Annotated in this window: 11 protein-coding genes; 10 read left to right on the forward strand and 1 reads right to left on the reverse strand. The window is 72.3% G+C overall.

Going from position 1 to position 14,508, the window contains the following annotated elements:
* The first annotated feature begins 56 nt into the window (after positions 1-56).
* From leuS to ACZ67Q_RS19585, 9 genes are all read left to right on the forward strand, one after another.
* On the forward strand, positions 57-2,930 hold the full coding sequence (gene leuS, locus ACZ67Q_RS19545; protein WP_471183515.1) for a leucine--tRNA ligase: 2,874 nt from the start codon (positions 57-59) through the stop codon (positions 2,928-2,930).
* 142 nt (positions 2,931-3,072) lie between these two features.
* Positions 3,073-3,804: a hypothetical protein gene (locus tag ACZ67Q_RS19550; protein ID WP_471183517.1), complete on the forward strand. Its 732-nt coding sequence runs from the start codon at positions 3,073-3,075 to the stop codon at positions 3,802-3,804.
* Positions 3,805-3,876: 72 nt separating this feature from the next.
* The gene (locus tag ACZ67Q_RS19555; RefSeq protein WP_471183519.1) at positions 3,877-4,722 is read left to right on the forward strand and encodes a DegV family protein; all 846 of its coding nucleotides are present in this window, start codon (positions 3,877-3,879) and stop codon (positions 4,720-4,722) included.
* Positions 4,723-4,995: 273 nt separating this feature from the next.
* Complete coding sequence (locus ACZ67Q_RS19560; protein ID WP_471183522.1) at positions 4,996-6,012, forward strand: ComEA family DNA-binding protein; 1,017 nt, start codon at positions 4,996-4,998, stop codon at positions 6,010-6,012.
* A complete protein-coding gene (locus ACZ67Q_RS19565; RefSeq protein ID WP_471183524.1) occupies positions 6,009-8,741 on the forward strand; it encodes a ComEC/Rec2 family competence protein in 2,733 nt (910 codons plus the stop codon). The genes ACZ67Q_RS19560 and ACZ67Q_RS19565 overlap by 4 nt, the downstream gene beginning before the upstream one ends.
* A 4-nt stretch (positions 8,742-8,745) precedes the next feature.
* The gene (locus ACZ67Q_RS19570) at positions 8,746-9,588 is read left to right on the forward strand and encodes an arylamine N-acetyltransferase family protein (protein WP_471183527.1); all 843 of its coding nucleotides are present in this window, start codon (positions 8,746-8,748) and stop codon (positions 9,586-9,588) included.
* Positions 9,589-9,801: 213 nt separating this feature from the next.
* Positions 9,802-10,047, forward strand: a complete 246-nt coding sequence (locus tag ACZ67Q_RS19575; protein WP_471183529.1) for a hypothetical protein — start codon at positions 9,802-9,804, stop codon at positions 10,045-10,047.
* 87 nt (positions 10,048-10,134) lie between these two features.
* Positions 10,135-11,124 carry a DNA polymerase III subunit delta gene (holA, locus tag ACZ67Q_RS19580; RefSeq protein ID WP_471183531.1) on the forward strand — a complete coding sequence of 330 codons (990 nt, stop codon included), beginning with the start codon at positions 10,135-10,137 and terminating at the stop codon, positions 11,122-11,124.
* 233 nt (positions 11,125-11,357) lie between these two features.
* Positions 11,358-11,753, forward strand: a complete 396-nt coding sequence (locus tag ACZ67Q_RS19585) for a nuclear transport factor 2 family protein (protein WP_471183534.1) — start codon at positions 11,358-11,360, stop codon at positions 11,751-11,753.
* A 260-nt stretch (positions 11,754-12,013) separates the two neighbouring features.
* On the opposite strand, the gene rpsT is transcribed toward ACZ67Q_RS19585, so the two are convergent.
* Positions 12,014-12,280 (reverse strand): 30S ribosomal protein S20, encoded by a 267-nt coding sequence (gene rpsT / locus ACZ67Q_RS19590; RefSeq protein WP_225100940.1) that lies wholly within the window; start codon positions 12,278-12,280, stop codon positions 12,014-12,016.
* A 240-nt stretch (positions 12,281-12,520) separates the two neighbouring features.
* Here rpsT and lepA point away from each other — a divergent pair, with 240 nt between their 5' ends.
* Positions 12,521-14,389, forward strand: coding sequence for a translation elongation factor 4 (lepA, locus tag ACZ67Q_RS19595; protein WP_471183537.1), 1,869 nt, complete (start codon positions 12,521-12,523; stop codon positions 14,387-14,389).
* The last annotated feature ends 119 nt before the right edge of the window (positions 14,390-14,508 follow it).

Consider the following 14,508-nt stretch of genomic DNA (forward strand, 5'->3'; position numbering starts at 1 on the left):
TTCGTTTCCGGATGAGGAAGCCGCTGGCAGAGACGATCGATGGAGCTTTGAGGATCATGAGCGAGACGAACCCCGCCGCCTCTTCGGAGGCGGCCGCGCCGCACCGCTACACGGCCGCGATGGCCGCCGAGATCGAGGCACGCTGGCAGGACTTCTGGGACGCCGACGGCACCTACGCCGCGGCCAACCCCAAGGGCGACCTGGCGGGAGACGCGCAGACCGCCGCCCGGCCCGAGAAGTTCATCATGGACATGTTCCCGTACCCCTCGGGTGCGGGCCTGCACGTCGGTCACCCGCTGGGCTACATCGCCACCGACGTCTTCGCCCGCTTCCAGCGGATGACCGGCCACAACGTCCTGCACACCCTCGGCTTCGACGCCTTCGGCCTGCCCGCCGAGCAGTACGCCGTGCAGACCGGCACGCACCCGCGCGTGTCCACCGAGGCCAACATGGAGAACATGAAGGCCCAGCTGCGCCGGCTGGGCCTGGGCCACGACAAGCGCCGTTCGTTCGCGACGATCGACCCGGACTACTACAAGTGGACCCAGTGGATCTTCCTGCAGATCTTCAACTCCTGGTACGACCACGAGGCGAAGAAGGCCCGCCCGATCTCCGAGCTGGTCGCCCTCTTCGAGTCCGGTGAGCGCCCCGTCCCGGGCCACACGCGCGCGTGGAGCGAGCTGAGCGCCGCCGAGAAGGCCGACGTCCTGAGCGAGTACCGGCTGGCCTACGCCTCCGACGCGCCGGTCAACTGGTGCCCCGGCCTGGGCACCGTCCTGGCCAACGAGGAGGTCACCGCCGAGGGTCGCTCCGAGCGCGGCAACTTCCCCGTCTTCAAGGCCAAGCTGCGCCAGTGGAACATGCGCATCACCGCCTACGCCGACCGGCTGCTGGAGGACCTGGACGCGCTGGACTGGCCCGAGGCCATCAAGCTGCAGCAGCGCAACTGGATCGGCCGCTCCGAGGGCGCCCGCGTCGAGTTCCCGATCGACGGCGAGAAGATCACCGTCTTCACCACCCGCCCCGACACCCTGTTCGGCGCCACCTACATGGTGCTGGCGCCCGAGCACCCGCTGGTGGAGAAGTTCACCCCGGACGCCTGGCCCGAGGGCACCCACGACGTGTGGACCGGCGGTCACGCCACGCCCGCCGAGGCCGTCGCCGCCTACCGCGCGCAGGCCGCCGGCAAGTCCGACGTCGAGCGGCAGGCCGAGGCCAAGGACAAGACCGGCGTCTTCATCGGCTCCTACGCCACCAACCCGGTCAACGGCGAGCAGGTTCCCGTCTTCATCGCCGACTACGTGCTGATGGGCTACGGCACCGGCGCCATCATGGCCGTCCCGGCGCACGACAGCCGCGACTTCGCCTTCGCGCGCGCCTTCGAGCTGCCGATCCGCTGCGTCGTCGCGCCGACCGACGGCCGCGGCGAGGACACCGCCGCGTGGGACGACGCCTTCGTCTCCTACGACGCGAAGATCGTCAACTCCGCCGGCGAGGGCGTGACGCTGGACGGCCTGGGCGTCGCCGAGGCCAAGGCGCGCATCACCGCCTGGCTGGAGTCCCGCGGCATCGGCGAGGGCACCGTCAACTTCCGCCTGCGGGACTGGCTGTTCAGCCGCCAGCGCTACTGGGGCGAGCCCTTCCCGATCGTCTACGACGAGGACGGCGTCGCCCACGCGCTGCCCGAGTCGATGCTGCCGCTGGAGCTGCCCGAGGTCGAGGACTACAGCCCGCGCACCTTCGACCCGGACGACGCCGACACCCAGCCCGAGACGCCGCTGTCGCGCAACGAGGACTGGGTCAACGTCACCCTGGACCTGGGCGACGGGCCGAAGAAGTACCGCCGCGAGACCAACACCATGCCCAACTGGGCCGGTTCCTGCTGGTACGAGCTGCGCTACCTGGACCCGCACAACAGCGAGCAGCTGGTCGACCCGGAGATCGAGCAGTACTGGATGGGCCCGCGCGAGGGCAAGCCGCACGGCGGTGTCGACCTGTACGTCGGCGGCGCCGAGCACGCGGTGCTGCACCTGCTGTACGCGCGCTTCTGGTCGAAGGTGCTGTACGACCTGGGTCACGTCTCGTCCCGCGAGCCGTTCCACAAGCTGTTCAACCAGGGCATGATCCAGGCCTACGTCTACCGCGACAGCCGCGGCATCGCGGTGCCCGCCGCCGAGGTGGAGGAGCGCGACGGCGCCTACTACTACATGGGCGAGAAGGTCAGCCGCCTGCTGGGCAAGATGGGCAAGTCCCTGAAGAACGCGGTGACGCCGGACGAGATCTGCGCCGAGTACGGCGCGGACACCCTGCGCCTGTACGAGATGGCGATGGGCCCCCTGGACGTCTCGCGGCCGTGGGACACGCGCGCGGTGGTCGGCCAGTTCCGCCTGCTGCAGCGGCTGTGGCGCAACATCGTCGACGAGAACAGCGGCGAGGTCACCGTCGTCGACGCCGAGCCCGACGAGGAGACGCTGCGCGCCCTGCACAAGGCGATCGACGGTGTCCGCCAGGACTTCGAGGGCATGCGGTTCAACACCGCCATCGCCAAGGTCACCGAGCTGAACAACCACCTGACCAAGGCGGGCAAGCCGGTGCCGCGCAGCGTCGCCGAGCCGCTGGTGCTGCTGATCGCGCCGCTCGCCCCGCACATCGCCGAGGAGCTGTGGCGCCGGCTGGGCCACACCGAGTCCGTCGTCCACCGGGACTTCCCCGTCGCCGACCCGGCGTACGTCGTGGACGAGACCGTGACCTGCGTCGTCCAGATCAAGGGCAAGGTCAAGGCCCGTCTGGAGGTGCCGCCGGCCATCTCCGAGGAGGAGCTGGAGAAGGTGGCTCTGGCCGACGAGAAGGTCGTCGCGGCGCTGGACGGCGCCGGCATCCGCAAGGTGATCGTGCGCGCGCCGAAGCTGGTGAACATCGTTCCGGCCTGACCCACTCGGGGTATTCCCCTAAGGGTAGGGCGCGGTCGTCTGCGGGCAGGTTCGGGGTTCTTCCGGAACTCCGGGCCTGCCCGGTGCGTTTACCGTGGAAGAGCGGCGCGCAGCGTGCCGCAGCGGGCTGAGGAGGAGCGTCGTGGAAGCAGTGATCGCAGTCTTCGCCCTGCTTTTCGTGCTCTTCGTGGCCCTCGGCTCCTATGCCGCGGTGAAGGCGATCGGCGCCGCCAAGCGCGGCGTGGACCGCACCGTCACCCAGGCCCGCCGTACGGTCGAGGACCACGCCCTGCGGGCCAAGTCCTTCGGCCGGCCCGGCCCCGCCGGGGAGATCGCCCAGCTCAGGCTGAAGCTGCGCACCTCGATGCGCGCCACGCAGGACGCGCTGCACGCGGGGGTGGCCGAGGACGAGTCGCTGAAGGAGTCCCTCGGCCTGTTCGAGCGGCTCAGCGCCCACGGGCACGAGCTGGACGACGACCTCAGGCGCCTGGAGTCCGAGCCGGACCGGGCCACCCTCACCGAGCGGCTGCCCCGGCTGCGCGAGCGCACCGAGCGCATCGTCCACTCCGCGGACTCCCTGCGCTGGGCGGCCCGCGACCGGGCGAGCCACCTCGCCGACGACGACCTCGACGCGCTCAGCGCCCAGATCGACGTGGAGACGGGCGCCCTGCGGCACTGGACGACGGAGCCCACGACCCCGCCGCCCGCTTCCTGGCCCGAGACCCCGGCCGCCGGCACGGACCGTCGGCCGACCTGGCCCGAGGACCCCGAGGCCCGCACCAGCGAGGAGCCGGCGCGGCCCGCCATCCCCCCGTCGACCGCGCGCCCGTCCTACCCCTGGCAGAAGAGGCCGCGCCCGGAGAGCACGACCTGATTCGGTCAAGGCATTCCCAGGTGCAAGGGCCCGGACTGCCGTCCACGCGCTACGGCAGGTAACCTCCAGCTCATGTCCCGCCATGTCGCGATCGTCACCGATTCCACGGCCTACCTGCCGCCCCGGACGAGAGAGCGGCACGGCATCACCACGGTGCCGCTGACGGTGGTGCTCGGCGGCGAGGCCCTCGACGAGGGCACCGAGATCTCGACCCGCTCGCTCGCCCAGGCCCTGCAGAAGCGACGGCCCGTCACCACCTCCCGTCCCAGCCCCCAGGTGTTCGCCGAGACCTACCGCAAGGTCGCCGCGTCCGGCGCCACCGGCATCGTCTCCCTCCACCTGTCCGGCGAACTGTCCGGCACCTACGACGCTGCCGTCTGCGCCGCGCGCGAGGCGCCGGTGCCGGTAAGGGTCGTGGACACCGGCATGGTCGCGATGGCCCTCGGCTTCTGCGCGCTCACCGCCGCCGAGACGGCGGAGAGCGGCGGCACCATGGACGAGGCCGTCACGGCCGCGGAGAAGCGGGCCGCGGGCACGGCCGCCTACTTCTACGTCGACACCCTCGAGTACCTGCGCCGGGGCGGGCGGATCGGGACCGCGCAGGCGCTGCTGGGCTCCGCGCTCGCGGTGAAGCCGCTCCTGCAACTGGAGGGCGGCCGGATCGAGCTGCTGGAGAAGGTGCGCACGGCGTCCAGGGCGATCGCGCGTCTGGAGGAGATCGTCGCCGAGCGGGCGGGCAGCGCGCCCGTCGATGTCGCCGTCCACCATCTCGCCGCCGAAGACCGGGCGTCGGCGCTGGCGGAGCGGTTGCGGGGACGGGTGCCGGGGCTGGCCGACCTGCATGTGAGCGAAGTCGGAGCGGTCATCGGCGCGCACACGGGGCCGGGCCTGCTGGGGGTTGTGGTCTCGCCGCGGTGAGCCGACCGCTTTGCCGCGCTGATTCACCGTCTCGCTGTGGTGAATCGCCGTCTCGCTGTGGTGAATCACCGTTTCCCTGGGTGAGTCGATCGTCGTGCTGCGGCGAATCGACGGCCTCACGACGGTGATTCAGCCGTCTCGACGCGGTGAGCCGACCGTCCTGCCCGCGGTGATTCACTCGTGTGGGTGGCCGGGATATCCACAACTCGGCGGTCGTCCACGGAATTCGAGCAAGATCATCGCAAATCGGCGGATCCGGCCGATGCTCGTCGCATGGCACTTCGAGAACGCACACGTCCCACTCATGCGACCAGTGGACCCGGCCGGGGCCCGTCCTCCGACGGCCGCCTGCGTGACCGACGCCCGGCCGGGCGCGTCCGCCACCACAAGCGGCAGGTGTCGGCGGAGGAGCTGCGCCGGCGTGCACAGATCGTCTTCGCCCAACGCGTCGGCGCCGGACCGGAGTCGGGGGCCGCACCACCCACGCCCGGCGTGGCGAGGGCACCGGACGGGCACCCGGCGCAGACCGAGCCGGCGGCGCCCGAGCAACGGGACGGCCACCGGTGGACGGGAATCGGGCCGGCGCTGCGCGAGCGGATGCCGGTGTGGGTGCAGACCCGGTGCGGTCTGGAACGCCGCAGTGTTCTCGCGCTGGGCGTACTGCTCGTCGTGGCGGCCGTCCTCGCGGTGCAGCACTTCTGGACGGGCCGCACCGAGACCGTGAGCGCGCCCGAAGTGGTGCGCGCGGCGGCCCCCCGGACCGCCGAGCCGGCCGCGACGGACATCCGCGCTGCCCCGCCCCGCCCCGCGGCGACCACCGGGTCCGAGATCGTGGTGGACGTCAGCGGCAAGGTCCGCAAGCCCGGCATCCACCGGCTGCCGGCCGGATCCCGGGTCGTCGACGCGCTCCGCGCGGCCGGCGGGGTGCGACCCGGCACCGACACACAGGGCCTCAACCGCGCCCGCTTCCTGACCGACGGCGAACAGGTGGTCGTCGGCGGACCCCCGCCCGCCGCCGGTCCCGGCACGAGCGGCGCGGGCACCGGGCTCGGCGGGGGCGGTGGGTCGACCGGAGCCGTGGGCGGGGGCGCACCCGCCGGGCCCGTCTCGCTCAACACGGCCACGGTGGACCAGTTGGACGCCCTGCCGGGGGTGGGTCCCGTCCTGGCGCAGCACATCATCGACTACCGCGCCCAGCACGGTGGTTTCCGCTCGGTGGACGAGCTGCGCGAGGTCAACGGCATCGGTGACCGCCGCTTCGCCGACCTGCGGGAACTGGTGCGGCCATGAGCGCCGGCCCGGGCGCCCGGCCCGACGAGCAGCGCGGCGCGGCGGCGGAGGAAGGCCCCGCCGAGACCCCCCGCAATCCGGTGCACGCCGCGTCGGGGAACCGGCTCGGAGACGCCCACCCCCGGCAGGAGGGGCCGGCGGACCTCCGGCTGGTGCCTCCCGCGCTGGCGGCCTGGGCGACGGCAGCCCTGATGCTGGACGCCCCGCCGTGGGTGGTCGTGGCTGTGACGGCCGCCGGCCTGGCCCTCGGCACCGCTCTGCTGGCGGTCGGGCGGGGCGCGACCGGTGCGGTGAACGTTTGGAGGCGGCCAGGGTGGGTGCCGTGGCGCGACGGGCGCGCGGGTACGGGTGTGACCGTCCCCTCGTGGTCCAAGGGGTCCGCGGAGACGGGGCTGACCCTCGCCCCGTTGCCCAACGGGCGCGCGGGGATGGGTGCGACCCTCGCCGCCGTCCTCCTGTGCGCCGCGGCCGCTGCGGCCTCCGCCGGGCTGCACGGAGCGGATCTGCGCAGGGGGCCGGTGCCGGCGCTGGCCCGGCAGTACGCGACGGTGACCGCCGACGTGGAGATCACCTCCGACGCTCGCCTCACCCGGCCCCGGGTGCGGGGCGACCACGTCACCTTGCCCTCCGTGGTGATCGAGGCCGAGGTGCGGTCGGTGGAGCAGAGCGGCGGGAGGCGGATCGGGACACGGGCGCCCGTGCTGCTGATCGTGGACGCGGGGCACGGGCACGGGCGGGAATCTGGCCCGGCCGCCCCACGTCGAGACGGCCCCTCCCCGTGGCTGGAGTTGCTGCCGACCACCACGCTCCGGGTGAGCGGCCGGCTCGCTCCCCCCGTCCTCGGCGGGGACCGGGTCGCGGCCGTGCTGAGGGTGCGGGGCCCCGCGGAACCGCGTGTGGTGGGGGAGCCGTCGGGGCCGCAGCGGCTGGCGGGACGGCTGCGGGCCGGGCTGCGCGCGGCGACCGACGGCCTGCCGGCGGACGCGCGGGCCCTGCTGCCCGGGCTGGTCGTCGGGGACACCTCCCGGATCACACCTGACCTGGACGAGGCGTTCAAGGAGACCGACCTCACCCACACCCTGGCCGTGTCCGGCGCGAACTTCACCATCCTCCTCGCGCTGCTCCTGGGCCCACCCGGTCTGGCCCAGCGGGCCGAACGACGGGGACTGGCGCCCCGCCTGGGACTCCCGCTGCGGACGACGGCCCTGCTCGGAGCGGGAGCGACGGTCGCCTTCGTGGTGGTGTGCCGGCCCGACCCGAGCGTGCTGCGGGCCGCGGCCTGCGGATCCGTCGCGCTGCTCGCGCTGGCCACCGGACGCCGCAGAACGCTGATCCCGGCGCTGGCGACAGCGGTACTGCTGCTCGTCCTGTACGACCCGTGGCTCGCCCGCAGTTACGGCTTCCTACTCTCCGTGCTGGCCACCGGAGCCCTGCTCACCGTCGCGCCCCGGTGGAGTGCCGCGCTGCGGCGACGCCGGGTGCCGCCGCGGGTGGCCGAGGCGCTGGCGACGGCGGGCGCCGCCCAGGCGCTGTGCGCACCGGTCGTGGCCGTGCTGTCCGCGCGGGTGAGTCTGGTCGGGGTGGTCTGCAATCTGCTCGCGGAAGTCGCGGTCGCACCGGCGACGGTACTCGGTTTCGCCGCGCTGGTGACAGCCCCGTTCGCGATGCCGGTGGCCAGGGCGGCGGCCTGGTGCGCGAGTTGGCCGGCCGAGTGGATCGCAGACGTGGCTCGGGAAGGGGCGGCACTGCCCGGCGGGGCCGTGGGCTGGCCGGGCAACTGGACGGGGGCGCTGCTCCTCGCGCTCGTGACGGCGCTCGCGGTGCTCGCCGGGCGGAGGCTGCTGCGTCACCCCTGGCTGTGCGGGGCGTGCGGGGTGCTGCTCCTGCTGTTCGTGGTGCAGCCGGAGCCGCTGACCCGGGTGGTCACGGGCTGGCCGCCGCCGGGCTGGCGGCTGGTGATGTGCGACGTGGGGCAGGGCGACGCGACGGTGTTCGCGGCGGGCGAGGGCCGTGCCGTGGTCGTGGACGCCGGTCCCGAACCCCGCCGGGTGGACCGGTGCCTGCGCACCCTCGGCATCACCCGGATCCCGCTCGTCGTGCTCACGCACTTCCACGCCGACCACGTCGCCGGGCTGCCCGGAGTGCTGCGTGGCCGGGCGGTGGGGGCGATCGAGACGACGGGTCTTGACGAGCCCGCGGACCAGGTGCGGTTCGTCAGGAGGGAGGCGTCCGCGCGGCACATCCCGCTCACCCGGGCCGCCGCGGGGGAGGAGCGACGGCTCGGTGAGCTGTCCTGGCAGGTGCTGTGGCCGCGGCCCGGTCTTCCGCCTGCGACGGCCGGTCCCAACGACGCCAGCGTCACCCTGCTCGTGCGGACGGCGGGACTGCGGGTGCTGATGCTGGGCGATCTCGAACCGCCCGCGCAGCAGGCGCTGGCACGGTCACCGGCCGCCGCGTCGCTGCGGGACGTGGACGTGCTGAAGGTGGCCCATCACGGCTCCGCGTACCAGGACCCGGACCTGATACGGATGGCCGCCCCGCGGCTGGCGCTGGTGTCCGTGGGCGCGGACAACCCGTACGGGCATCCCGCGCCGGTCACCGTCCACGCGCTGCGGGCTCGGGGAGCGACCGTGCTGCGGACCGACCGGGACGGATCCCTGGCCGTACTCGGGGCGGCCGGTCGGGGTGGCCCGGGGGCGGACGGGGGGCTGCGGGTGGCGCCAGACTGAGGGCATGGACTCCGCACAGGCCGATGCCTATCTCCGCCGGCTGGGCGCCCAGCGCCCGGACCGGCCCACCGACGACGCCCTGAGGGAACTGCACCTGCGGCATCTGCGCACCGTGCCCTTCGAGAACCTCTCGATCCACCTGGGAGAGGAGATCGTGCTGGAGGAGAAGCGGCTGGTGGACAAGGTCGTGGGGGCGAAGAGGGGAGGCTTCTGCTACGAACTCAACGGCGCTTTCGGGGCGTTGCTGACGGCGCTCGGCTTCGAGGTGACGCTGTTCGCGGCGCGGGTGTACGGGGACGGCGAGCGTACCGGCATCCCCTACGACCACCTGGCGCTGCGGGTGCGCACGGCGGATGGCGGCGACTGGCTGGCCGACGTCGGGTTCGGCGCGCACAGTCACCTTCCGCTGAGGTTCGGCGAGCGGGGCGAGCAGCCGGATCCCGGTGGGGTGTTCCGGATCGCGGAGGCGGGGCCCGACGCGGCCGGGGTGCGCGGGGGCGCCGAGGGGCCGGGCGGGGCGGCCGACCTGGACGTGCTGCGGGACGGCCGCCCGCAGTACCGGCTGGAGGCGCGGCCCCGGGTGCTCGGCGACTTCGTGACCGGGGCCTGGTGGCACAGCACCTCGCCGCGGTCGCACTTCGTGCAGTCGCTGGTGTGCTCCCGGCTCACGGACGACGGCGGGCGGGTGACGCTCAGCGGGCGGCGGCTGACCACCACTGCGGCCGACGGAGCGCGGCGGGAGCGGCAGCTGGAGGGGGACGCCGAAGTGCTGGGCGCGTACCGGGAACTGTTCGGGATCGAGTTGGGCAGCGTGCCCGTGGTGCGGGAGGAGAGCGGGGGCTCCTGAGATGGCGAGGGGGATCCGTGGCGTGAGCCGCGAGGGGGGGCGGGGTGTCGATGCCGAGGGGGCCATGGCGTGAACCCCGACGGGGTACCTGGCGTGAAACCCGAGGGGGGCCATGGCGTGAAACCCGACGAGGGGCCATGGCGTGAAACCCGAGGGGTTGGTCGCCGCGGCCCCCGCCGTCCGGCGTCCGGTCGGCTGCCGGAAAATGGGCACGTGAGCGATGTGAGACATGTGCTGGTGCTGCCCGACCGCGACGCGGCGGAGGAGGCCGCGGAGGCGCTCGGCGAGCGGTTCGGCATCGACGAGGAGCCGCGGCTCGTCCGGGACGCGCTGGCGGGGGAGGACGACGCGGAGGACGCGCAGTGGCTGGTGGTGCTGCGCGACGAGCACGAGCGGCTCGACCCCGGGGCGCTGGACGCGTTCGCGGGGGAGTGGGACGGGTGGCGGGAGGAGCCCTGAGCCGGCCGGAGCCGTGGCGACCCGGTCACCGTCGTCGTGAAACGGGCGTGACCCGCGTTGTCAGTGGCCCGTGCCATGCTTGTCCCGATGGCCAGGAAGACTGCGAATGACGACCCTCTCGCCCCCGTGACGCTCGCCGTGGGCCAGGAGGACCTCCTGCTCGACCGTGCCGTGCAGGAGGTGGTGGCCGCCGCCAAGGCCTCCGACGCCGACACGGACGTGCGGGACCTGACCCCGGACCAGTTGCAGCCGGGCACGCTCGCCGAGTTGACCTCTCCCTCGCTCTTCGCCGAGCGCAAGGTCGTGGTCGTACGCAATGCGCAGGATCTGTCGGCCGACACCGTCAAGGACGTCAAGGCGTATCTGTCGGCGCCCGCCGAGGAGATCACGCTGGTCCTGCTGCACGCCGGCGGGGCCAAGGGCAAGGGGCTGCTGGACGCCGCGCGCAAGGTGGGGGCGCGCGAGGTCGCCTGCCCGAAGATGACGAAGCCCGCCGACCGGTTGGCCTTCGTGCGGCAGGAGTTCCGCGCCGTGGGGCGCTCGGCCACGCCCGAGGCGTGCCAGGCGCTGGTCGACGCGATCGGCAGCGATCTGCGGGAGCTGGCGTCCGCCGTCTCGCAGCTGGTCGCCGACGTGGAGGGGACGATCGACGAGGCCGTCGTCGGCCGCTACTACACCGGCCGCGCTGAGGCCTCCAGCTTCACCGTCGCCGACCGGGCGGTGGAGGGGCGGGCGGCCGAGGCGCTGGAGGCGCTGCGGTGGTCGCTCGCCACGGGTGTCGCGCCGGTGATGATCACCAGCGCGTTGGCGCAGGGCGTGCGGGCGATCGGCAAGCTGTCCTCCGCGCGCGGTGGACGCCCCGCCGACCTGGCCCGCGAGCTGGGCATGCCGCCGTGGAAGATCGACCGGGTGCGCCAGCAGATGCGGGGCTGGACCCCGGACGGGGTGGCCGTCGCACTGCGCGCGGTGGCCGAGGCGGACGCGGGCGTGAAGGGCGGCGGCGACGACCCGGAGTACGCATTGGAGAAGGCCGTGGTGACCATCGCCCGAGCGGCCCGCTCCCGAGGCCGCGGCTAGCCGTCCATCAAGGCGCGCCGCCGCCCGTCGGGCGCCTGGTGGGCTGATCACGCACAGGCCCCGTCCCGAGGGGGCGGCCCGGGCTAGCCGTCCATCAGGGCGCGCCGACGCCTGCCGGGCGCCTGGTGGGCTGGTCCCGCACAGCCCCCGTGCCGAGGGGGCGGACTCGGCTGTCCGGGGGGAGAATCAGCCGTATCAGCCACATCGCCGATGACGGAAGGGTGGCGATCGCCATGGCTGAACACCCGCACGCGGCGCTCATACGCAAGGGGTACGAGGCGTTCTCCCGGGGGGACATGGACGGCCTGCGCGAGGTGATGACGTCGGACTGCTCCCACCACGTGCCGGGCAGTCACCCGCTGGCCGGTGACTTCAAGGGGCTCGACTCGGTCATCCAGATGTACGGCCGGCTCTTCGAGGAGACGGGCGGTTCGCTGAACGTCGACCTGCGGCAGGTCTTCGTCGACGGGCGTGGGCACGTGGTCGCCCTGCAGCACATCACCGCCGAGCGCAACGGCAAGCGCCTGGACGTGGACGGAACGATCGTCTTCCGCGTGGTCGGCGACAAGGTCACCGATCTCGACCAGTGTTCCGCCGACATCGACGAGGACAACGACTTCTGGACCTGACGCCCCGCGCACGACCCGCCCGCGCAGCAACCACACACCGCGCCGAGCGCACCGCGCACGCCGGACGGCCCCGTCGCCCGCCCTGGGGAAGGGCGTGGCGGCGGGGCCGTCGGATGAAGCGGGTGAGCCCGTTCCCGCGTGGCGAACGCAGGCCGCGAACAGGCTCGGGGTGCCGGACGGGAGCGGATGAGAGAGGGCCCGCTCTGGGTCCCTCCGGCGAATGGGCCCCGTACCGGGACCCGTCAGATCAAAGGAGGTGCTCAGCCCTGGAGGGACGTGACCTTGGAAGCAAGCGCCGACTTCTTGTTGGCGGCCTGGTTCTTGTGGATGACGCCCTTCGAGACGGCCTTGTCCAGCGCACGCGCCGCGGCGCGCTGCAGCTCGGTGGCCTTCTCGACGTCACCCGCGGCAGCGGCCTCGCGGGCCTTGCGGATCGCGGTCTTCAGGGAGGACTTGACGGCCTTGTTGCGCAGCCGGGCCTTCTCGTTGGTCTTGATCCGCTTGATCTGGGACTTGATGTTCGCCACGAATGAGCCTTTTCAGGTTCAGGCACGGGGCCAGAAGGATTCCACGACGGAATCCAGGACCCGTGCCAGGTGATTTCTTGGGATGTGCCTCGCGCTGAGAGGGCATGAGACACAGCCCCCTACACTACCAGCGGCCCTTCGAGTGGCCCAAACCGGTCGCCGCGCCCCACCCGTGGGACCATGGAAGCTACGTATCGATCCGACCCGAGGCATAAGGCGCCTCAAGAGACAGGACCCTGCGTGCCCGCGACCCCTAACCATGTGCCCGAGCCGAGCCGTACCGACCCGGCTCTGATCCGCAACTTCTGCATCATCGCGCACATCGACCACGGCAAGTCCACGCTCGCCGACCGGATGCTCCAGCTGACCGGCGTCGTCGAGCAGCGGCAGATGCGTGCTCAGTACCTCGACCGGATGGACATCGAGCGCGAGCGTGGCATCACGATCAAGTCCCAGGCGGTGCGTTTGCCGTGGGCCCCGACCCACGACAAGAGCAACACGCACATCCTCAACATGATCGACACCCCGGGGCACGTCGACTTCACCTACGAGGTCTCGCGGTCGCTCGCCGCATGCGAGGGGACCATCCTCCTCGTCGACGCCGCCCAGGGCATCGAGGCGCAGACCCTCGCCAACCTCTACCTGGCGATGGAGAACGACCTCACGATCATCCCCGTGCTGAACAAGATCGACCTGCCGGCCGCGCAGCCCGAGAAGTTCGCCGAGGAGCTCGCGAACCTCGTCGGCTGCGAGCCTGGCGATGTGCTGAAGGTCTCCGCCAAGACCGGTCTCGGCGTGGAGGCGCTGCTGGACAAGGTCGTCGCCGAGATCCCGGCCCCGGTCGGCGTCAAGGACGCGCCCGCGCGCGCCATGATCTTCGACTCGGTCTACGACTCCTACCGCGGTGTCGTGACGTACGTCCGTGTCATCGACGGCCAGCTCAACAAGCGCGAGCGCATCAAGATGATGTCGACGGGCGCCACCCACGAGCTGCTGGAGATCGGCACCAACTCGCCGGAGATGCTGTCGGCGGACGGTCTCGGCGTCGGCGAGGTGGGCTATCTGATCACCGGTGTGAAGGACGTCCGCCAGTCCAAGGTCGGTGACACCGTCACCAGCCAGGCCAAGGGCGCCACCGAGGCGCTCGGCGGCTACAAGGACCCGAAGCCCATGGTCTTCTCGGGTCTGTATCCGCTCGACGGCTCGGACTACCCCGAGCTGCGCGAGGCCCTGGACAAGCTGCAGCTCAACGACGCCGCGCTGGTCTACGAGCCGGAGACCTCCGCCGCGCTCGGCTTCGGCTTCCGCGTCGGTTTCCTCGGCCTGCTGCACCTGGACGTGATCCGCGAGCGTCTCGAGCGCGAGTTCGGCCTCGACCTGATCGCCACCGCCCCCAACGTGGTCTACCGCGTGGTCATGGAGGACGGCACCGAGCACACGGTCACCAACCCGAGCGAGTTCCCCGAGGGCAAGATCCGCGAGGTCTACGAGCCGGTCGTGCGCGCCACGATCCTCGCGCCGACCGAGTTCATCGGCTCGATCATGGAGCTGTGCCAGACCCGGCGCGGCACCCTGCTCGGCATGGACTACCTCTCCGAGGACCGTGTCGAGATCCGCTACACGCTGCCGCTCGCGGAGATCGTCTTCGACTTCTTCGACCAGCTGAAGTCCAAGACCCGCGGCTACGCCTCCCTCGACTACGAGCCCACCGGCGAGCAGACCAGCTCCCTGGTCAAGGTCGACATCCTGCTGCACGGCGACAAGGTGGACGCGTTCTCCGCGATCACCCACAAGGACGCCGCGTACGCGTACGGGGTGCGGCTCGTCGCCAAGCTGCGCGAGCTCATCCCGCGGCAGGCCTTCGAGGTGCCGATCCAGGCCGCCATCGGCTCCCGGGTGATCGCCCGCGAGACCATCCGCGCCATCCGCAAGGACGTCCTCGCCAAGTGCTACGGCGGTGACATCTCCCGTAAGCGGAAGCTGCTGGAGAAGCAGAAGGAAGGCAAGAAGCGGATGAAGATGGTCGGTTCTGTGGAGGTTCCGCAGGAGGCCTTCATCGCCGTCCTGTCCAGCGATGACAGCGGGGCATCGGCCAAGGGCAAGAAGTAACCAGCGGTTACATCCCGTCGCCCCGGCAAAACCGGTCACACAGGGGTCCGTCGTACGAAAGTGCGCCGGGCCCCCGTGTGTTCCGCCGGCCACTCGGCAGGGAAACCACCGGGCGTCAG

This window comes from Streptomyces sp. NPDC036813 (genome assembly GCF_055609245.1).